The following is a 19857-nucleotide window of genomic DNA, read 5'->3' as shown; positions in this document are numbered from 1 at the left end:
TTTTCCGGCACGAGGCCTGACGCATTTCAAGGTGTGGCGGGAGCGCGCTGTGCTGCGCTCCCGCTGCCGTGCCAGGCGCGACGCCTGGCGTGGGTGCCCCTGCTTCAGACGACGAAGTTGGCCGCCGTCAGTTGCGTGATGTTTACCCCGCTCAGCAGCACCAGCGCCGTGTCGATGGCGTTGGCGTTGCTCAGGTCACTCGAGTGATACACCGTCACGGCGCCGCTGTTTTGCGCATCGGCGATGACGATGTAGCCCTGGCCCGACAAGACGCTGCTGTCGGCCGCGATGGCGCTGGCCGCCGCGCCAATCGACACGGACGTGCCGTCGAAGATGAACAGGTTGTCGTTGCCAAAGTCCGTGCTCAGATTGACGCCGACGGCCACCGCTGCCGTCAGGTCGGCGATGGCGGACATGTCGATCACGTCACCGCCGGCGGCTGGCAGGCCGGTGCTGAAGTCGGTCACCGTCAGCGGGTTGTGCAGGGCATTCTGGCTCAGCACGAAGAGCTGGCTCGCGTCCGTCAGGTTGGCCAGCGCCTGGGCTGCCGCCGCTGCTGCGGCATCGGCATTTGCCGCCACCGTCAGCGAGCTGGCGTCCGTCAGGTCAGCCTGCGCCTGCGCTTGCATGGCCGCCGCCGCTGCAGCATCGGCGGCCAGGTGCAGGGCGCTGGCGTCCGTCAGGGCGGCCGTTTGCGCCGCTGCCAGCGCCGCCGCCGCCGCCGCATCGGCCGCCTGCGTGAGTGCTGTGGCATCGGTCTGGTCGGCGATGGCTTGCACGGCGGCGGCTTGGGCCGCATCCGCATTTGCCACGACGGCCAGGGCGCTGGCGTCGGTCTGCGCGGCGATGGTGTTCGCTTGCGCCAGGGCTGCGTCGGCTGCCTGCGCGTCGGCATTGGCCTGGGCTGCCGCCGCGTCGTCCGCATACGCGGCATTCGCATTGGCGTGCGCTTGCGCCGCTGCTGCCGCTGCGCTGGCGGCTACGGCATCGTCGGCTTGCGCCGCTTGCAGGGCCAGCAGGGAAGCGGCGGCCTGCGCCTGCGCCAGCGGCGCGGCCGCATCGGCGGCATGGGCGGCCAGCGCGGCTGCCGCCGCGTTGTTGGCGTTGAGGGTGGCCGCAGCAGCCGCCGCATCGTCGGCCTGTGCCGCCTGCGTGAGTGCCAGCGAGATAGCGGCAGTGGCGGCCGCGGCCGCTGCTGCGTTGTCGTCGTTCTGTGCGGCGGTGGCGGCCGCCAGTGCGCTGGCGGCCGTTGCCGCCGTGCTGACTGCCAGCGCATCGGCGGCGATGGCGGCCGTGTGCGCGGCGGCGGCGGCAGCGGCATTCGCCGCTGCCTGATTGGCGGCCGTGTCGTCGGCTTGTGCTGCTTGTGCGGCGAGCAGTGCGGATGCCGCTGCGGCGGCGCTGGCGGCCGCTGCGGCATCGGCTGCTGCAGCGGCCGTGGCAGCCGTTTGCGCCAGCGCCGCTGCTGCTGCGGCGTCTGCTGCGGCCTGGTCGTCGGCGACGGCGGCGTTGTGCGCTGCCTGGGCGTTGGCCGCGTTGGCCGCTGCCAGGGCGGCGGCCGCGTCGTCTGCCTGCGCCGCTTGCGTGGCTGCCAGGGTAATGGCGGCCGCGACGGCCGCTGCTGCGGCTGCCGCATCGGCGTCATGCGCGTTTTGCGCTGCCAGCTGGGCGGCGGCTGCCGCGGCGGCGGTGGCGGCGACGCTGGCGTCGGCGGCCAGGGCTGCGTCCAGCGCAGCCTGCGCGCTGGCTGCTGCCGTGGCGGCTGCTGCTGCCGTGGCATCGTCCGCCTGGGCATTGAGGGTGGCCGCCAGCGAAGTTGCCGCTTGCGCCGCTGCCGTTGCTGCCGCGGCATCGGCGTTTTGCGCCGCGACCGCCGCCGCATGCGCAGCTGTTGCATTGGCGGCGGCGGTGGCCGCCGCCATGTCGTCGGCCTGGGCCGCCGCCAGCGCCGCATGGGCGGCCGCCGCGTTGGCATTGGCCTGGGCCGCGTCGTCGGCCGCTCCCTTGGCGGCGAGGAGGAGGTTCAGTTTCAGCGTCTTGTCATTGTCGGCATCCGTGGCGTTCAGATCGGCCGTCACTGCGGCGTTCAGGTTGAGGATGGCAGCGTTGAGCGCGGCATGGGCATTCAGGGCTGCCGTGTCGGCCAGTTGCGCCGCCAGTGTAGCGGCCGCCGAGAGCGCCGCCGTGTGCGCGGCATTGGCGGCGGCATCGTCGGCAGCCAGCGCTGCACTGGCTGCTGCCAGAGCATTGTTGGCTGCCGTCGCGAGCGCGGCCAGCCCTGCATCGGCCAGCAGAGCGGCGTCGGCAAGGACCTGTGCGGCGGCTGCAGCGGCCGCCGTGCTGGCCGCCGTGGCGTCGGCGCCCAAGGCGGCATTGGTAGCGGCGAGCGAGGCGCTGGCAGACAGGATTGCCGCGTTGAGTGTGGTCGTGGCCGCACTCAGGGCTGCCTGGGCGTTGGCCGCCGCCGTGGCTGCAGTGGCGGCGAGGCTGTCGTGGTTCAGGGCCAGGTTCAGTGCAGCCAGTGCGTTCGCTGCCGCCGTCGCGGTCGTGCCGACGGCAAGGTCGGCAGCTTGCGCTGCCTGCGTGGCTGCCAGCGAGATGGATGCCGTGAGGGCGGCTGAGGCTGCCGCAATATCGTCCGCTTGCGCGTGCTGCGTGGCGGCGGCCGACATGGCTGCCACGGCGGCTGCTGCCGCAGCAGCCGTGTCGGCGGCGGTAGCGGCGACGGCGGCGGCCGTGGCGTTGGTGGAGTTCAGTACAGCCGCAGCGGCTGCTACATCGTCGGCCTTGGCCGCATTCAGGGAGGCCAGCGCATTGGCGGCGATGGTGGCAGCGCTGGCGGCGGCGTTGTCGGCCGTTTGTGCTGCCTGCGCAGCGGCCAGCGAGGTGGCCGCCAGGGTGGCGGCCGTCGCTGCGGCAAGGTCGTCGGCGATGGCGGCAGCGGTGGCCGCGCTCGCCGTCACGGCGGCGGCGGCCGTGGCGGCCGCATTCGCGTCCGCTTGCAGAGCAGCATTCAGGGCTGCCAGGGCACTGGCCGCCGTCGCTGCCGTCGTGGCGGCGGCTGTATCGGCCGCCTGCGCCGCCTGGGCCGCTGCCAGCGAGGTGGCTGCCACGCCGGCGGCGGTGGCCGCTGCGGTATCGTCCAGCTGCGCCGCTGTGGCTGCCGCCTGGGACGTCAGGGCCAGGGTGGCAGCGGCGGTGGCGGCATTGTCGGCCGCCAGCGCATTGTTCAGGGCGGTCAGGGATGCAGCAGCCGTGGCTGCTGTCGAGGCGGCCGCCGCGTCGTCTGCTTGCGCCGATTGTGCGGCGGCGAGCGACAAGGATGCCTTGGTGGCGGCGAGGGTGGCTGCCAGTGCCGCTCCCACGTCGAACGGATGGGCCGTGGAATAGGCAGCCAGGGCGGTGGCATTGGCGGCGTCGTTGTTGGCGACGGTGGTCAGGGCGGCGGCATCCGTCAAGGCGGCTTTGGTGGCTGCCACGGTGGCGGCCGTGACGTCGAGCGTGTGGGCGGTACCCAGCAGGACGGCATCGGTGAGGCCGGCAACGGTGGCGGCCGCCGTGGCGGCGGTGGCATTCACGGTCGCCGCCAGGCCCAGGGCGACGGCATCCGTCAGGTTGGCCGTCGTTTGTGCGGCGGTGGCGGCGGCCGCATCGACGGTGGCCGTCAAGCCCAGGGCCACGGCGTCGGTCAGGGCGGCTGTGGCCGCTGCCGTATTGGCGGCGGCCGTGGCGGCTGTCGAGACGGTGCCCAGTGCCACGGCATCGGTCAGGCTGGCGACGGCGGCAGCGGTGCTGGCGGCCGTGTTGGCGACCGTCGAGACGAGGCCCAGTGCCACCGCGTCGGTCAGGTTGGCCGTCGTTTGCAGGGCGGCAGCGGCAGCCGCGTCGGCCGTGGCCACCAGACCCAATGCCGTGGCGTCGGTCAGCGCGGCGGTGGCGGCGGCCGTATTGGCGGCGGTGCTGGCCGCTGTCGAGAGCGTGCCCAGGGCCACCGCATCGGTCAGGTTGGCAACATTCGTCGCCGTATTGGCGGCGGCAGCGGCGGCCGTGGCGAGCAGGCCCAGGGCGGCGGCGTCCGTCAGGTTGGCCGTTGCCTGCAGGGTGGCGGCAACGCTGGCATCGGCGGTCGAGATCAAGCCCAGCGCCGTGGCATCCGTCAGCGCGGCCAGGTTGGCGGCGGAGGTAGCGACCAGCGCATCGGCGTTCGAGATGAGGCTCAGCGCGACGGCGTCCGTCTGGCCTGCGGTCGTGACGGCCAGAGCTGCGGCCGCGTCGGCTGCGGAAGAGAGCAGGCCCAGGGCCACGGCATCGGTCTGATTGGCAACAAATTGTGCCGTGGTCAGGGCGTTTTGCGCCAGCGTATTGGCAGCCGTCAAGCTGGTGACAGCCGCCTGGGCGGCAAGTTCAGCGGCGGCATCGGCAGTGGAGATGATGCCCAGCGTGCCGGCGTCTGTCAGCGCGGCCGTGGCGGCGGCTGCCGCGGCGGCGGCCTGTGCCGCGGCAGCTGCGCTGACGGCCGAGATATCGATCCCGCCCAGCAGGGCGGCCGTTTCCGCCGCCGAGACGGCAGTGGCGGCGGCGGCGATCAGTGCATCGGCATCGGTCGCGGCGGCGATGGTTTGCAGGCCGGTGGCTGTCAGCGCATCGGCGTTGGAGATGCCGGCCAGGATGGTGGCATCGAACAGGGCGGCAGTGATATCGGCATTATCGGCACCGAGCTGCAAGCTATTGACGGTGGCCGTCAGATCGAGCACGCTGGTCTGCCCAGCCGTGACGTTGGCGGCCAGGGCGGCGAGGTTGGCGAGATTGAAGGCATTCAGGGCGACGTTGACGTCCAGCAGGCTGGCTTGCGCATTGGCGGCTGCCGCATCGGCATCGGCCTGGTCGGCCGCTTGCTGCAGGGCGACGACATCGGTCTGGTCGGCCACTGTCTGCGCATTGGCGGCATCGCTGGCGGCGGCGGCGTCGGCAGCGGCGAGGGCGGCCGCATCCGTCTGGTTGGCCGTCGTTTGCGCTGCCAGCGCGGCGCTGGCATCGGCGTCTGAAATTACTTGCAGGGCGGCGGCGTTCGTCAATGCCGCTTGCGCGGCGGCACTAACGGACGTGCTGGCGGCCGCATCGGCCGTGATTTGCAGGGCGGCCGCGTCGCTCAGGCTGGCGGTGACGACGGCATTCGCGGCCACGGTGGCGGCAAGCGCTGCGGCGGCATCGAGCGCGGCGGCATCCGTGCTGGCGGCCAAGGCGGCAGCCGCTGCGGCGGCGGCATCGGCATTGGAAATCAGGGCCAGCGCGGCCGCATCCGTCAAGCCGGCCTGGAGTTGTGCTGCGTCCGATGCCGCTGTGGCAGCGTCGGCAATCAGGCCCAGAGTGGGTGCGTCCGTCATATTCGCTTGTGTTTGCGCATTGGCGGCGTTCGTCGCGGCCGCGTCGGCGGCAGCTTGCAGGGCAACGGCATCGCTGGCGTTGGCAATCGATGCATCCCAGGCGGCGACGCCTGCGGCGGCATCCGCTGCCATGCTCAAGGCGACGGCATCGGTCAGACCCGCTTGCGTATTGGCCGTGGCGGCCGCATTCGCGGCGGCGGTGGCGGAGATGCCCAGTGCCGCGGCATCGCTGGCGTTGGCGGCGGCTGCTGCATTCGCTGCCGCAGTGGTGGCGGCATTCGAGGCGGCGCCCAGGGCGGCGGCATCGGTGGCGTCGGCTACGCTGGCGGCGGCGGCGGCAATGGCCGCATCGGCATTGGAAACGAGCGCCAGGGCGTCGGCATCCGTCAGGCTGGCCTGGATGCCGGCCGCGACGGCGGCATTGGCGGCTGCAGTTGCCGCCAGATCCAGTGCGGCGGCGTCTGTGGCATTGGCCAGCGCAGTGGCAGCGGCGGCGGCAGCAGCATCATTGGCCGAGATGATACCCAGCGCCGCCGCGTCGGTCAGCGCCGCCTGGGTATTGGCAGCAGTGGCGACCACGTCGGCTGCATCGGCGATAGCTTGCAACGCAGGGGCGTTAGTCTGGTCCGCTTGCGTTTGTGCCGCATCGGCAGCGGCGTGCGCGGCAGCAGCGTTGGCGGCGGCCGTGACGGCAGCCGCATCGTCATTTTGCGCCGACGTGGCGGCGGCCTGGGATATGGCGGCGGTAGCGGCCGCCGCAGCGGCCGCGTTGTCGTCATTCGTGGCGGCGGTAGCGGCCGCTTGCACGCCCGGGACGACAGCAGCAGTGCTGACTGCCAGTGCATCGTCGCTGGTGGCGCTATTAGCAGCGAGCAAGGCTGCCGCCGCTGCTGCTGCGGCTTGTGCGGCCAGTTGATCGGCCAGGAGGGCCGCATTCGCCGCAGCCAGCGAAGCTGCTGCCGTGGTTGCTGCCGCAGCGGCGCTGGCGTCATCGGCCAGGGCATTGGCGGCTGCCGCCGCCGCGGCGGCGGCAGCCAGCACGGCCGCGTTGGTGACGGTAATGGTACTGGATTGATTCCCCGTGCCACCCTGGCCGCCGGTCGAACCACCCGTACCGCCAGTGCCACCCGTACCGCCGGTGCCACCAGTACCGCCGGTGCCACCAGTACCCGTACCGCCGGTGCCACCAGTACCGGTACCACCCGTACCGCCGGTGCCACCAGTACCCGTACCACCTGTTCCTCCTGTTCCCGTGCCGCCTGTGCCCGTGCCACCTGTACCGGAGCCAACAGTACCGGAGCCGCCTCCGCCGCCTGCCGCTGCGGCAACCAGGCCAAGGCCGCCGAGCCCACCCAGCACGCCAAGTCCGCCCAGACCACCCGCTGCGCCCGCGCCGGCGCCGCCACCCGCGCCAGCCGATGCGCCGGCAACGTCCACGACACTGCCGCTGGGGATGCCGGTGGCACCTGCGCCAGTGCCCGCCGCGCCTGCAGCGCCGCCGTTGTTATCGCTTTGCGGCGTGCCGAGGTCGGCGCCGCCGGTGCCGGCCTGGCCTGCGGCCGCGCCACCGCCACCGGCTGCCAAGGCTGCCGCAGCCGCCGCTGCGGCCGCACCCAGGGCGCCAGCATTGCCGCTCTCGGCGCTTCCCGTGACTTCCACGACATTTTCAGGCGGCATGGACGCGCTTGCATCGGTGCCTTTTATCAGTTCGTCTTCGTCATACTGCTTGCGATCGCCATTTTTTGGATTGGCAGCTTTTTTTGCGGGCGTCGTGATCTTGGCGGCAGCGCCTTCGGTATTGACGGGAGCTTGTGCTGGATTTTGGGTGGTGGCCATTTGAAAGTCTCCGGAAGAGGTTATATATTTGTGAAATTTTTTAAGATATTAAAAAATTAATAATGAAATTATTCTCCTTACTTACTCCGGCGTGGCTTGGGCCGTGATTGAACTTTGCTGTCGTCGTCGTTGATGGTGACAAGTAAAACATAACTGGGAAAAGATCGCTGGTGCAAGAGAGCGTTTCTTTAAAAATATTAATAATGTTATTTATGCATTTATTGTGTGTGGCACCGCTTGCTGCTATTTTGCCTCACCCGCATTCGGTCTTTCTGGCGATACACAATGTCAAAACGCCCTGTTTGTATGCGGGAAACTTCTGCGCTCACTCTGATGGTAGTTTCAATTAAGAAACTTTCAATTTCATTTTGATCACTTTCATGACTTTATTTTGCCTAGCTTTACGCTAAGGAATAGTCACGGATTGTCACTAAATGGGGAATTTCGGCTGAATCTGCTGATGTGTTCCAGTCTCTCTTCACCTTTCAGTAAAAAAATGTCTCGCTATCGAATTGCTAGTTGTTGTTTTTTTGCGGGGAAAGCCTGAAATGTGATCGGCAATAAAATATGATATAAATAATTATTTGTAATTTATACATCTATTTAATACTATCAATTGCATAGCCTTTATTTGACGCAGATGTGCTTTGATAATCACTATCAGGAGAATAGTTATTATTTCAGGTGGCGAAATGGGTCGCAAAATGGAAAACGCCCCGGCGGGCGGGGCGTTTTGTATGGGGCAGTGATGATATTGCGCTGTCAGCCTTCCTCGCGCCAGCGGCGCAGGCGGATGGCGGCGTAAATCAGCGCTCCGCCTGCCGCCGCACCCAGCCAGACGGCTGGCAAGGCCAGGCTGGACCAGGAATTGCTGAACACGTCGATACGTGTCATGTGCGAGCCTCCAGTTGCCAGGGCGTGCATTTGCGGCAGCAGTTCCGGTTCAAACAGATACCAGCTGCCGGGGAGGGTGCCCAGCAGTGCGCGTCCTAAGACAGGCAGCTGTATCCAGCTGAGTTCGTTTTCCGTCTGCGTCAGCTTGCCTACCCAGGCTGTCAAAATGAGCAGCAGCAGCGGCAGTCCGACGGCCCACAGGAAGACTTTCGATTTGGCCCAGCTCGAGACCATCAGCAGCCAGCCGACCGTCGGCAAGGCCCACAGGCAATACACGGGCAGCAAGCCGAACACGCGCAGCGGTCCCAGGTACAGGCCGGGAGAGCCCAGCAGTTCGGCAAACACGTGGATGCCGTTGGCCGCCAGCACGCCGCTCAGGATCAGGATCAGAGCCAGCGAAGTCAGGCTGGCGGCGGCGGCCACGATCAGCGGCGCTACCAGCAGGGCGATGGCCGCTTTCGACAGCACCGTTTGCGCATCCGAGATGGGCAGCGATTTCCAGAACAGCACGCTGCGGTCGCGGCGTTCGTCATGCAGGGCGCTCAGGCAATAGAAAAACACCAGGAAGCCCAGCGCCAGGAACAGCGGCGCAGCCGCGTACGTATAGTTGTTGGCGACGGCATCGATGATTTCCGTGCGGCGCGGACCGAAGGTACGGGTATTGAAGACGGTGCTCCAGGAAATTTCCTCGCCATTGACGATGAGCGCCGTGTGCATTTTGGTCTTTGCGACGGTCGCGGCCGCCATCAGGGCGCCCAGCACCGTCATGACGACGCCGATCAGGGCAGGCGTCCACACCAGCATGCCCTTGTGTTCCCACAGTTCGCGCCGGAGCAGCCATTGCAGCTTGTTTGCAGGGGAAATACTCATTGGTACGATCCTTTCATGGTCGCGACAAACAGGTCAGCCAGGCTGGGCGTGCGTACTTCGCCGAGGGCAGTCAGCTGGGTGCGGGCGACGCCGTCGAACAGCATCACGGACTTGCCGAACACGCTGCGTTCGCTGATCGGCTGCAGGGCGCGCGCCGGATTGACGTGTTGCGGCCCCACCATCACCTCGATGTAGCGCTCGCCTACCTCTTCCATGGTCGAAGCCAGCACGATCTTGCCGTCGCGAATGAACATCAGGTCGCTGAGGATGTGTTCCACTTCCTCGATCTGGTGCGTGGTGATGACGATGGTCTTGTTTTCATCGAAATAGTCTTCCAGCAGGTTCTGGTAGAACTGCTTGCGGTACAGGATGTCCAGGCCCAGGGTCGGCTCGTCGAGCACCAGCAGTTTGGCGTCGATCGCCATCACCAGTGCCAGGTGCAGCTGCACCACCATGCCTTTCGACATGGCCTTGACCTTCATTTTCGGCGCCAGCTTGGTGTGGGCCAGGTAGCGTTCGGCCTTGCTGCGGTCGAAACGTGGATGCACGCCGGCAACGAAATCGATGGCGTCGGCCACGCGCAGCCAGCCCGGCAGGATGGCCACGTCGGCGATGAAGCACACGTCTTCCATCAGCGCGTCGCGCTGCACGCGCGGATCGCGCCCCAGCACCGACAGTTCGCCGTCGAAACCTGTCAGGCCCAGGATGGCTTTCAGGGTGGTGGTCTTGCCGGAACCGTTAGGCCCGATCAAGCCGACGATGCGCCCTGGCGCGATATCGAAGCTGATGCCATCGATGGCCACCTGCTTGCCATACTGCTTGCGCAAGCCGCGCGCGCTGATGACGCTATCCTTGTTCAATGCATTCATGCGTTTTCTCCGTGTGCACCACTGTCGCGGCTCGCTTGCAGTAGTTGATCGAAGTCCAGACCCAGTTGCGTGATGCGTTCCAGCATCGCCGGCCATTCTTCGCGCATGAAGCGCTCGCGTTCACTGGCCAGCAATTTGTCGCGGGCGCCTTCCAATACATACATACCGAGTCCTCTGCGTTTTTCCACCAGGGCATCGTCGACCAGTTCCTGATAGGCACGCGAGACCGTGATGGGATTCAATTGATAATCGGCCGCCACCTGGCGCACCGAAGGCAGGGCGTCGCCGGACTGCAGCACGCCATCGAGCATCATGCCCACCACCCTGGCTTTGAGCTGGCGGTAGATGGGGCTGTTGTCGTTCCATTCCGCGCTCATGGGATGCGCTCCGAGAAGGGCGGTGCGGTGCGGCGTGTGAAAAATGCTGTAGGCATCGAAGCTCCGTGATGTATTGAGTTGGTGTTGTAGTTAACTATAACAGTAAAAATGCAAATGTCAACAGTTTGATGTTTTTCTAGTCATATGTATTCCGACCAAAAATAGTCGCAAACACCTAAATATTGTCGAAAATGAGCAGACATAGTCGAGAACAAATAATGGAGACCGCCTCTCGTGACGGGATCGGATGTCTGGATGAACAGTTGGCCCCAATTTCCGGGCCAGTACTTGATTGGCTGCCCGGGGAGAGCTTATTCAGCCTGATTGCTAGAAACCACTAATGCCGTGGGCACCCAAATCCAGCGCATACGATTAACGCTTTTTTTGGCACGCTGAATGGACGGAGGTGACAGGATGGCAGCACAGAACTCGATGTGTTCGTCACCAGAACTGACGGCTATCTGGGAACGCGGGAGCAAGTGCTTGAGGAGCGCACTTTCTCGCTTCTGTAGCGTCTTCTCGTCGCAACCCGAGGGGTCTCATGTTGAGCGCAGTCGACAAGGATTGGTGTTAGCAATCTTGAGGCTGTCTCTTTACATGCGCTTGGTGAATCAAACGTAGATTTTGTTCCACTTGCAGGACACCCCGAATCTCAGCATGGATGACCTGAATCCCAGGCGCAAGAAAATCTCTGGAATGTCGCTGTTATACGCTGTACTTTTCCATCTACGCCATTTCACTTAACCATTCCTCAATTGCGTCTCCGGTGATTGGTCGACTATAGAGATACCCCTGGCCCTTGTCGCATCCCTGGGCGTAAACCACGGCTGCTTGCTGTTCAGTCTCTATTCCTTCCGCGACCGTGTTCATGCCCAAGCTACGCGCGACTTTCACCGTTGCTTCTATCAAGACTTCATGATGAAGGCTGGTGCCGACTAAGGAAACAAAGGAACGGTCAATCTTGACGGTATCGACGGGCAATAGGTGCAGGCTCGATAACGAGGAATAACCGGTTCCAAAATCATCGAGGGCGAGCTTGACGCCAAGCGCTTTCAAGCGAAGTAACTGTTCTTGGATGTCTTTCCCCTGGGCCGCCAAACTTTCGGTAATCTCCAACTGCAATTTGTCTGGCTCCATTCCGCTGGCGGAAAGAATGACATTCACCTTGTCGCATAAATCTTCTTGGCTTAGCTGTGCGCGTGATAAGTTCACTGCGAGCAGTCGCGGCGCTCGCGCTCCCAATCGTTGCTTCCAGCGTACAAAATCGCGGCATGCCATTTCCAACACTTTTTCACCGATTGCACCGATCAGGCCACAGTCCTCGGCGATGCCGATGAACTCCACGGGCCCGACTATCCCTCGTACCGGATGTTGCCACCTCACCAAGGCTTCGACACCTGCTGCCGGATCAAATTTCCCGCCCTCCAGGAGTCCGACCACAGGTTGATATAAATTATATAATTCCCCTCGCTCTATTGCATATCGGAGATCGGTTTCCAAGCCTCCACGCAGCAGCGCATCTTCGCGCATCTGCTGGCGAAATACCTCAAAACGGTCTCCTCCTTCGGCCTTGGCAATGGCCATGGCTATCGCAGCGTCGCGAAGCAGATCATCAGCGTCACAGGCGTCAGAGTTCAGCACCACGACACCGGCGCTGAACGTGCATGTGAGCTCATGATTCCCAATGATGTACGGTTTGCTCAGGCGGTCAAGCAAGCGCGCGGCAATCCGTGGTGCGACGTCTTGATCAGCCAGCCCATCCAATAGTACTGCGAACTCGTCCCCTCCTACTCTCGCTGCCAGCTCAGCCGAGGATCGCTTTCCAGGTGGACGGCTACTGGATCTCAGAGTCGTGCGCAGGCGTTCCGCCACAAGAACAATGACCTGATCTCCGACCTCGTTGCCCAAAGTGTCATTAATCTGCTTGAAGCGATCAAAGTTGATGAACAGCACAGCGCAATAATCGCCGCTCGGGGAGCGTGCGCGTTGTGCCATTGTTTGTAACAATTCAAGTGCACCTGCGCGGTTAGGCAGCTGTGTCAACGCATCCAGCCTTGCTGCACTCGCGAGACGACTAGCCAGTATGCTTTGCTCCCGGACTACCTCATGGGTCGCGTCCAGCAATATTGCCATTAAGCGATTGCCATCCACTTTAAGCAGGCCTAGTGACAATACTGCGGGACTTTCAGGATGATCTCGTCGATTCTCATTGACCGCGACCCTCATGCTTTCACAGATCAGTCCTTGCTCAGGTTTGAAGTCAGTGCACAGGCGCAGCAGACCCGGTGCATACGGCTGCAGTACGTGAAAGAAATTGACAAGATCCCCATCCTGAGAGAGCGGCATTAATAATTGTGAAGCCATGGGGTTGAGCATCTCTATACTGCCGTCTTTTTGCAGCTGTATGAGCGCAACAGGAGCACGATACAAAAACTGTATTAAGGCCTCATAGGCACTGTCGTTTTCACCGCTCATGGCCTACTCCTGTATGTTGCGTAGGAAAATCAGCTGCATCAGTGTCAAAGATTGCGACTTGGTTTCGGCCTCGGCGTTTCGCTGCATACAGGGCTTGATCGGCGCGCTTCATCAGGCCGTCGAATCCCGTCAGGCTATCGTCCATTGCCGCAACGCCTATGCTAATAGTGTATGCGATGACATGCTGTTCATATATGGCGGGAATGAGTTGCACCTGGGCCCTTAAGCGCTCCGCCACCGCCATTGCATCGGCCAGATCCACAGAGGGCAAAATCACCGCAAATTCTTCGCCTCCGATACGCGCCAGTACGTCAACCTGTCGACAAACGCTTTTCATTGTGGCAGCCAGATGGCACAGCACGGCATCGCCTGCCGGATGACCGTATTGGTCGTTGATCGCCTTGAAGTGGTCGGCATCGAGCATGATCAGCGACACTGGCCGCAAGGCGTTTTTGCGGCGCAGTAGCTCCAGATCGGCAGCCTCGAAAAAAGCGCGGCGGTTTGACAGGCCGGTGAGGTGGTCGCAATAAGCTGCCTTGCGAAGATTCTCGCTGGCATCACGCTTATCTGAAATGTCCCGAATGATCATGCAATAGGCAGCTTCTTCATCGGTGAACTGAATGGGCTGAGAGCTCTCATCGAGACGGATGGGCAGTGGCGAAATCATTGAACTGCCCCAGAATTCGCTGCCGTCGGCGCGTAGCCTCGCTCCCTCATCCAAAGTCCATCCGTTCTCGTCTGCCTCCCGCAAACGGTCCAGTTGTTGTTCTGGGACAGTAGCCTCGGAGGGGTAAAAAATTGCATATGGCTGCCCCTTGATGCCCGGTGTATGGCCAGTTACCCGGCCAATGCTTTCATTCCAGGACTCGATGCGACCTCGCTTGTCCAGGCTCACCAAGGCGTAGTCGGCAATATTGGTCATGATCGCGTTAAGCCAGGCGTCGGTCTTGCGCAGCTGCCGTTCGCGCCTGTCCTGCATGGTGATATCGTTGAGTACCGCCATCAGCCGCTCCGCATCCAGCTTCAGCATACTCAACGAGAGCACCTGCGGGCCGCTGGCCGCACCGTCCGCGTGCAGGTAAAGCCGGGTTGCATCGCAGATTTGGCCATAGCTTGCACTAAACTGGCTGCATTGCAGTTGCAGGTCTGGTGCAACCGGCGCGAGCGCATCGAACAGGTTGGTCAGCTCGCCGTCCCGGCTCAGCGGCATCAGCAGCTGGGCCGAAAGCGGATTGAGCATGATGATGGTGCCGTCCGCGGAAAGTTGAACCAGGCCGACCGGCGCCATATACAGAAACTGAAGCAACGCTTCGTATTCCTGAGATTCCGTAGAATGGCTGAGGTTGCTCATAAGCGGTGTACCAGGACGTAGGATAGATCGGCCAGCGGGTCCGACAGCAAACGCAGCTTGACCCTTGTGGGCCGCATGCGCAGTGTCAGCACATAGCTGATCGTGTCGTCCAGGACTTGCCCGCTTTCATGCGCGTCCGCAAATCGCTGGGCGACGAGGAAATTGTTCATGCACGGCGCGATCACCGTGAACAGCTCCTGCTGCAGCACGCGCTCGACGCCGAGGCCCGCCGCCTTCGATTCGAAGGTGTTGTAGCGCTGAACCCGACCGTCCCTTCCGAAGCCGATGACACCGAAGCCGAGCGCATTGAGCGCGGCTTCATCCATCGTTTCCAGCAGCATGGTGATGCCAGGCTGGTCAAACTGTATTTCTGCATGCATGTTCATTGTTAGCAACTCCTGTACGGATCGCAAGTGGATCTCTGTTGTCGTGTTAATCAAGCTGTATAGTGTCTCCAAGCCCCACCCGGCAGTGGGTCCATACAAGCGTGGTGTCCATCCATATTACGCTCCATCTGCCCCTGGACCATCGCTGATGATCCAGTCGGTAAGCTTGCCCTGCCGGTTCACTGGCAGAGCGGCACCGACCGTGAACGACACCGGGCGCGCTGCAGGCGGCAAGCGCTCCCTGACCCAGGATGCCAACTGGTCCGGCAGGCGCTCGGCCTCGCCGCAGTGCGCGGCCACCACGAACGCCTTCAGCCGCAACCCTTCGTCCGCACGCATCAGCCGCACATGGGCCTCGCTTACGCCAGGATGGCGCTTGAGCATCTCTGCCACCTGCGCCGGATAAACGTTCGTGCCACCGACTTGCACTGCCTGGTCGCGCCGGCCCACGGGTACGAAAGCATGCTCGCCCTGCCAGTTGATCTGATCCTGGCAGTCGCAGCGCAGCTCGGTGCCGTCGGGTGCCTGGCGCAGCAAAGTGTCGCCGGATGCGGAGCGCCGCCAGTACGGCAGCAAGCTATAAGGCCTGTGAGCATCGGTGCGCCAGCCCACACCTGCGGTTTCGCTGCTACCGTATACTTCTATCATAGACAAGCCGGACGCCGTCAGTTGCAGCGCCAGCTCGGGCGGGCAGGGCGCGGTCGACGTCACGCCCGTAACACCACTGGGCCAAATGGGGGCGTGTCGGGCAACGGCGGACCAAAGTTCCGGGTAGCCGATGATCACGTCCCCGTCCGTGGCCTGCGCGATCAATTCCATGGGAAGCATATGTCTCGCATCGACCAGCGAGGCGCGCACCGGGCCGCATGCCAACGGGAGTAGCACGCTGAACAGGAAGCCGTAAATGTGATGCGCAGGAACGGTATAAATGACGCGCCGCGCCTGCGCCAGTTGTGCTGCGAAAAAGCACGCCTCTTGCCATAGCATGTCGAGGTTGTGGGGGCAGGACTTGGGCACGCCGCTGCTGCCGGAGCTTGTAAAGCGCAGCTCGGCGCTGTACTGGTCCAGGCCGTTACTGGCGCAGGCGATCCACTGATCGAGCGTGGTGCACCCCAGCAACGCCTGGTCGGCGCCACTCTCGTGCAGATGCAGGCAAGCGGACAGCGCCGTCGCAAGGGTGTAGCGCTCCAGTGAATCGATACCCAAGTCAGCTTCCAGTTGCACGTCTTCACGCCACGGCAATGACGGCAAACCGGCGCTCCCGCGCCGCATCATGATCAATTCAGCATGCATGAAGTCCGACACAAAACGGCGCAGCAGCGCCCCGTCTTGCCACCAGTTTGCGCGGTGTGGGTAGGGCACTTGACTCTGTTTCACTTCAAGCCTTCAAGCGACACTTTGAGCATATGGCGGACGATATCGTCAGACTCCATCTTGCTGTATTTCTGCAAATACTCGACCGCAGGGTCACAGGTTCGAGCGTAATAGCTGAATAGTATAACGTCGGTGGGAAGTTCGCGGTTCAACTGTCCTTGCTGCTGCGCCAGCTTTACCAAGGCCTCCAGTTGCCGGTTCAGTTTCATTACTCGCAGCATGTACTTCACATTGCGGATCAACATGTCGCGCACGTGCGGGCTGGTCGATGGCAGGAACGGCAGTCCGCCGTCCAGGCGTACCCGCAGCGCCCACTCCAGCAGCGATGACAATTTCTGTAGTGGACTGAGTGAGGTGTCTAGCGCGGCGACATAATCGAGAGCGCCGTCGAGCAGGCGTATCAGCGCCTCACCGATTAGCTCTTCCTTTGATTTGAAGTGCTTGTAAAGGCTGGGTTTGGAGATGCCTACCATGCCGGCGACGTCATCCATGGTCATCAAGTCATAGCCTTTTTGGCTCAGTATCGCCGTCGCGGCATCCAGGATAGCGTTCTCGCGCAGCTTAAATGCTTGATTTTTAAAGCTTAGTCTTGGGAGGATACTCATTGGTAAATTTTCGATACTAATCAGTAGCTTTTGTTGTTTGATGGTAGTAATATTAGCATGCCAGTAAAAGAATAGTCAGAATAAACAACAAAACGACATGAACCCGCCACGTAAACGTATCGCCATCATCGGCTCCGGCATCTCAGGCCTGGCCAGCGCCTATTTCCTCAACCGCAAGCACGACGTCGTGCTGTTCGAGGTCGCCGGCTATCTTGGTGGCCACACCAACACCGTGGATGTGACGCTGGAAGGGCGCTGCCATGGCGTTGATACGGGCTTTCTGGTTTATAACGAGCACACCTATCCCAACCTGGTGGCGCTGTTCGGCGAGCTGGGTGTCGACAGCATCGCCAGCGACATGTCGTTCGGCGTGTCCATGGATGGCGGCGCGCTGGAATGGGCAGGCTCCAGCCTCGATACCGTGTTCGCGCAGCGCCGCAACGCCGGCTCACCTTCCTTCCTGCGCATGCTGTGGGACATCCTGCATTTCAACCGCAACGCGGAGCGCTTTCTGCAATGCTCGCACCAGGCAGCGCTGACGCTGGGACAGCTTCTGCAGCAGGAGGGCTATGGCGCGCGCTTCCGCGACGCCTATCTGCTGCCGATGGCGGCGGCAATATGGTCCAGTTCGCCAAACGATATCTTGCAATTTCCCGCGGCGACCTTTTTGCGTTTCTGCCTGAACCACGGTCTGTTGCAGGTCAACGACCGTCCGCAGTGGCGCACGGTCGCAGGCGGAGCCCGCCACTATGTCCACAAGATCGCCGCCACGCTGCCTGACGTTCGCCTGAACACGCCGGTGGTTTCCGTGCGGCGCAGCGCTGGCAGGATGCAGGTGTGGAGCAATAGCGCGGGCGCCGACGAGTTCGACGCCGTCGTGTTCGCCACCCACGCGCCGACCACGCTGGCCATGTTGCACGACGCCAGCCAGACAGAGCGCGCTATTCTCGGCGGCGTGCGCTACCAGCCCAACACGGCCTACCTGCACACGGACGCGAATCTGATGCCACGGCGGCGCAAGGTCTGGTCGGCCTGGAACTACCTGGCCGGCGCGCAGTCGGACGGACAGCGTCCCGTGTGCGTGAGCTACTGGCTGAACCAGCTGCAGGCATTGCCGTTCGAGGCACCAGTGATCGTGACGCTCAATCCGCACACCCTGCCGGCCGACAGCAAACTGCTGGCCAAGTTCGACTACGCCCACCCGGTGATGGACCTGGCGACAGTACGCGCGCAGCAGCAGCTTGCGCAGATCCAGGGCAAGGGCGGTGTCTGGTTCGCCGGCGCCTGGACCGGCTACGGCTTCCACGAAGACGGCCTCAAATCGGCACTGCGCATCGCCGCAGCATTCGATACGGCGCCACTTTGGAGTGTGCTGCCATGAAGCCGCCTGCCGCCCAACTGTTGCACGGCCAGGTGACGCATGTGCGCCTGCGTCCGGTGTCGCACCGTTTCGTCTATCCGCTATTTTATGTGCGCATGAACCTGGCCCGGCTGGACGAATGTCAGTCGCGCTGGTTCGGCGTGGACCGCTGGCGGCCGCTGTCGATATGGCGGCGCGACTATGGTCCGCGCGATGGCTCCAGTCTGGAGCAATGGATGCGCGCTCTACTGCGCGAGCACGACATCGACGCCGACGGCGACATCTGGCTGCAAACCTTTCCCCGCGTGGCTGGCTATGTGTTTAATCCCGTGAGTTTCTGGCATTGCCACGACACGGCTGGCCAGCTGCGCGCCGTGCTGGCCGAGGTCAACAACACCTTCGGCGAATGCCACCGCTACCTGATGCGCATCGCCCGCACGGCGGGTGGCTCGGCCACGGCCACTGCTGTCAAACAGATGCATGTGTCGCCGTTCTGCGAGGTCAAGGGACACTACCGCTTTCGCTTCCGCCTGGACGGTGCCAGCCACTGCACCGGGCTTGATTATCACGACGGCGACAGCGTGCTACTGCGCACCGCGCTCAGCGGGCGTCCCGTGGCGATGACCGATAGCGCATTGGCTGCTGCCCTGCTGCGCTATCCGTTGCTGGGGCTCGGCATCGTGTTGCGCATTCACTGGCAGGCGTTCCGGCTCTGGCTGAAACACGTTCCGTTTTTCAGCAAGCCGCCTGCCCCCTTTCATCAAACCACCGTGCACCAGGAGACTGTCCGATGAATCGCACCTTGTCCACCGCCACGCTGTCCGCCCCCGCCGGCGCCCGGCTATTCCTCAGGCTACTGAACAATATTCGCCACGGGCACCTGGAACTGATCACCCCCTGCGATACGCGCATGGTGTTCGGCGACGCCCATGCGTCCTCCGGCGCGACGCTCAAGGTGCACGACTGGCGCGCCTGCCAGCGCATACTGCGCGCGGGTGACATCGGCTTTGCCGAGGCCTACGCGGCTGGCTGGGCCAGCACGCCCGACCTGACCGCGCTGCTGCGCCTGGCGCTGCGCAACGAAGCGTCGCTGAACCAGCTGGTATTCGGCGGCGCGCTGGCGCGTTGCTGGTATCGGCTGCGGCACTGGCTGCGCCCCAACACGCGCAAGGGCAGTCAGCGCAATATCCACGCGCATTACGACATCGGCAACAACTTCTACCAGCTCTGGCTCGATCCCAGTTGGACGTATTCCAGCGCGCTGTTCGACGGCGACTACCAGCTGACGCTGCAGGACGCCCAGCGGCGCAAATACCAGCGTATCATCGACACGCTGCAGCTACGGCCCGGCCAGCGCGTGCTGGAAATCGGCTGCGGCTGGGGCGGCTTTGCTGAGCATGCCGCGCAGCAAGGTATCCACGTGCATGGCGTGACGATTTCGCCGTCGCAGCTGGAGGTGGCGCAGCGCCGTGTGCAGGAGCTGGGGCTGACCGACCGCGTGCAGCTGGCGCTGTGTGATTACCGTGACCTGCGTGGCGAGTACGACGCCGTGGTGTCGATTGAAATGTTCGAGGCCGTGGGCGAGCAGTACTGGCCGCAGTATTTCCGCACCGTCGCGGCGCGGCTAAAGCCCGGTGCACAGGCGCTGATACAGTCAATCACCATCGGCGAACAGCATTTTCCACGCTACCGCAGCAGCACCGATTTCATCCAGCAGTATATTTTCCCCGGCGGGATGCTGCCCAGCGTCGAACGTTTCGAGCACCAGGCGGCCCGCTGCGGCTTGCGTCCAGTCGAACGCCACGCCTTCGGCCGCGACTACGCCGAAACGCTGCGGCGCTGGGATGCTCGCTGCCGCCTGCACCATCCGCAGATTGCGGGGCTGGGCTTCGATGAACACTTCATGCGGATCTGGCATATGTACTTCGCCTATTGCGAGGCTGCCTTTGACGAGGGACGAACCGATGTTGTCCAATTCCTGCTCCAGAAGGCCTAGTCGGCCATGACGTCGCTGTGGCGCCTGGGCCAGGTCACGCCGATGTTCGGGAGGCGCGCATGCGCATCCTGCATCGGCCC

General features: G+C 63.3%; 12 protein-coding genes. 3 read left to right on the top strand and 9 right to left on the bottom strand.

The genetic code is table 11. From position 1 onward, the window contains the following. Window positions 1-104: 104 nt before the first annotated feature. The 9 genes from ACQ4WN_RS16125 to ACQ4WN_RS16085 all read right to left on the bottom strand — a co-directional run bounded on the left by ACQ4WN_RS16125 (window position 105) and on the right by ACQ4WN_RS16085 (window position 16421). Entirely contained in the window at window positions 105-7220 is a 7116-nt protein-coding gene (locus ACQ4WN_RS16125) for a hypothetical protein (protein ID WP_436552454.1), read from the bottom strand. Between the two features lie 762 nt (window positions 7221-7982). Next, window positions 7983-8984 (bottom strand): hypothetical protein, encoded by a 1002-nt coding sequence (locus tag ACQ4WN_RS16120; RefSeq protein WP_436552453.1) that lies wholly within the window; start codon window positions 8982-8984, stop codon window positions 7983-7985. Beyond that, window positions 8981-9853, bottom strand: coding sequence for an ABC transporter ATP-binding protein (locus tag ACQ4WN_RS16115; RefSeq protein WP_436552452.1), 873 nt, complete (start codon window positions 9851-9853; stop codon window positions 8981-8983). The genes ACQ4WN_RS16120 and ACQ4WN_RS16115 overlap by 4 nt, the downstream gene beginning before the upstream one ends. Then, window positions 9850-10230 (bottom strand): GntR family transcriptional regulator, encoded by a 381-nt coding sequence (locus ACQ4WN_RS16110; RefSeq protein WP_436552451.1) that lies wholly within the window; start codon window positions 10228-10230, stop codon window positions 9850-9852. Before ACQ4WN_RS16110 ends, ACQ4WN_RS16115 begins: the two co-directional genes overlap by 4 nt. A gap of 726 nt (window positions 10231-10956) precedes the next feature. Further along, on the bottom strand, window positions 10957-12705 hold the full coding sequence (locus ACQ4WN_RS16105; protein ID WP_436552450.1) for a putative bifunctional diguanylate cyclase/phosphodiesterase: 1749 nt from the start codon (window positions 12703-12705) through the stop codon (window positions 10957-10959). Next, a complete protein-coding gene (locus ACQ4WN_RS16100; protein ID WP_436552449.1) occupies window positions 12695-14056 on the bottom strand; it encodes a sensor domain-containing diguanylate cyclase in 1362 nt (453 codons plus the stop codon). The genes ACQ4WN_RS16105 and ACQ4WN_RS16100 overlap by 11 nt, the downstream gene beginning before the upstream one ends. Continuing rightward, window positions 14053-14442, bottom strand: coding sequence for a phosphonate transporter (locus ACQ4WN_RS16095; RefSeq protein ID WP_436552448.1), 390 nt, complete (start codon window positions 14440-14442; stop codon window positions 14053-14055). The genes ACQ4WN_RS16100 and ACQ4WN_RS16095 overlap by 4 nt, the downstream gene beginning before the upstream one ends. A 117-nt stretch (window positions 14443-14559) precedes the next feature. Further along, complete coding sequence (locus ACQ4WN_RS16090; RefSeq protein WP_436552447.1) at window positions 14560-15819, bottom strand: AMP-binding protein; 1260 nt, start codon at window positions 15817-15819, stop codon at window positions 14560-14562. Further along, on the bottom strand, window positions 15816-16421 hold the full coding sequence (locus ACQ4WN_RS16085; protein ID WP_436552446.1) for a TetR/AcrR family transcriptional regulator: 606 nt from the start codon (window positions 16419-16421) through the stop codon (window positions 15816-15818). The genes ACQ4WN_RS16090 and ACQ4WN_RS16085 overlap by 4 nt, the downstream gene beginning before the upstream one ends. Window positions 16422-16518: 97 nt before the next feature. Here ACQ4WN_RS16085 and ACQ4WN_RS16080 point away from each other — a divergent pair, with 97 nt between their 5' ends. From ACQ4WN_RS16080 to ACQ4WN_RS16070, 3 genes are read left to right on the top strand one after another with little or no spacing between them, the layout of a single operon-like run. Beyond that, entirely contained in the window at window positions 16519-17802 is a 1284-nt protein-coding gene (locus tag ACQ4WN_RS16080) for an NAD(P)/FAD-dependent oxidoreductase (RefSeq protein ID WP_436552445.1), read from the top strand. After that, a complete protein-coding gene (locus ACQ4WN_RS16075; protein WP_436552444.1) occupies window positions 17799-18575 on the top strand; it encodes a DUF1365 domain-containing protein in 777 nt (258 codons plus the stop codon). The genes ACQ4WN_RS16080 and ACQ4WN_RS16075 overlap by 4 nt, the downstream gene beginning before the upstream one ends. Further along, window positions 18572-19777 carry a class I SAM-dependent methyltransferase gene (locus tag ACQ4WN_RS16070; RefSeq protein WP_436552443.1) on the top strand — a complete coding sequence of 402 codons (1206 nt, stop codon included), beginning with the start codon at window positions 18572-18574 and terminating at the stop codon, window positions 19775-19777. Before ACQ4WN_RS16075 ends, ACQ4WN_RS16070 begins: the two co-directional genes overlap by 4 nt. Window positions 19778-19857: the final 80 nt, after the last annotated feature.

Origin of the sequence: Janthinobacterium pasteuri, assembly GCF_051380775.1 — a bacterium.
Classification (GTDB): domain Bacteria; phylum Pseudomonadota; class Gammaproteobacteria; order Burkholderiales; family Burkholderiaceae_D; genus Janthinobacterium.
Note: the sequence above shows the minus strand (reverse complement) of the source record. Positions and strands in the feature narration are given on the sequence as shown.

What these genes read in the sequence shown, in the direction of transcription:
- ACQ4WN_RS16125 (WP_436552454.1), bottom strand. Translation starts at nt 7,220, where the DNA reads ATGGCCACCACCCAAAATCCAGCACAAGCTCCCGTCAATACCGAAGGC.
- ACQ4WN_RS16120 (WP_436552453.1), bottom strand. Translation starts at nt 8,984, where the DNA reads ATGAGTATTTCCCCTGCAAACAAGCTGCAATGGCTGCTCCGGCGCGAA.
- ACQ4WN_RS16115 (WP_436552452.1), bottom strand. Translation starts at nt 9,853, where the DNA reads ATGAATGCATTGAACAAGGATAGCGTCATCAGCGCGCGCGGCTTGCGC.
- ACQ4WN_RS16110 (WP_436552451.1), bottom strand. Translation starts at nt 10,230, where the DNA reads ATGAGCGCGGAATGGAACGACAACAGCCCCATCTACCGCCAGCTCAAA.
- ACQ4WN_RS16105 (WP_436552450.1), bottom strand. Translation starts at nt 12,705, where the DNA reads ATGAGCGGTGAAAACGACAGTGCCTATGAGGCCTTAATACAGTTTTTG.
- ACQ4WN_RS16100 (WP_436552449.1), bottom strand. Translation starts at nt 14,056, where the DNA reads ATGAGCAACCTCAGCCATTCTACGGAATCTCAGGAATACGAAGCGTTG.
- ACQ4WN_RS16095 (WP_436552448.1), bottom strand. Translation starts at nt 14,442, where the DNA reads ATGAACATGCATGCAGAAATACAGTTTGACCAGCCTGGCATCACCATG.
- ACQ4WN_RS16085 (WP_436552446.1), bottom strand. Translation starts at nt 16,421, where the DNA reads ATGAGTATCCTCCCAAGACTAAGCTTTAAAAATCAAGCATTTAAGCTG.
- ACQ4WN_RS16080 (WP_436552445.1), top strand. Translation starts at nt 16,519, where the DNA reads ATGAACCCGCCACGTAAACGTATCGCCATCATCGGCTCCGGCATCTCA.
- ACQ4WN_RS16075 (WP_436552444.1), top strand. Translation starts at nt 17,799, where the DNA reads ATGAAGCCGCCTGCCGCCCAACTGTTGCACGGCCAGGTGACGCATGTG.
- ACQ4WN_RS16070 (WP_436552443.1), top strand. Translation starts at nt 18,572, where the DNA reads ATGAATCGCACCTTGTCCACCGCCACGCTGTCCGCCCCCGCCGGCGCC.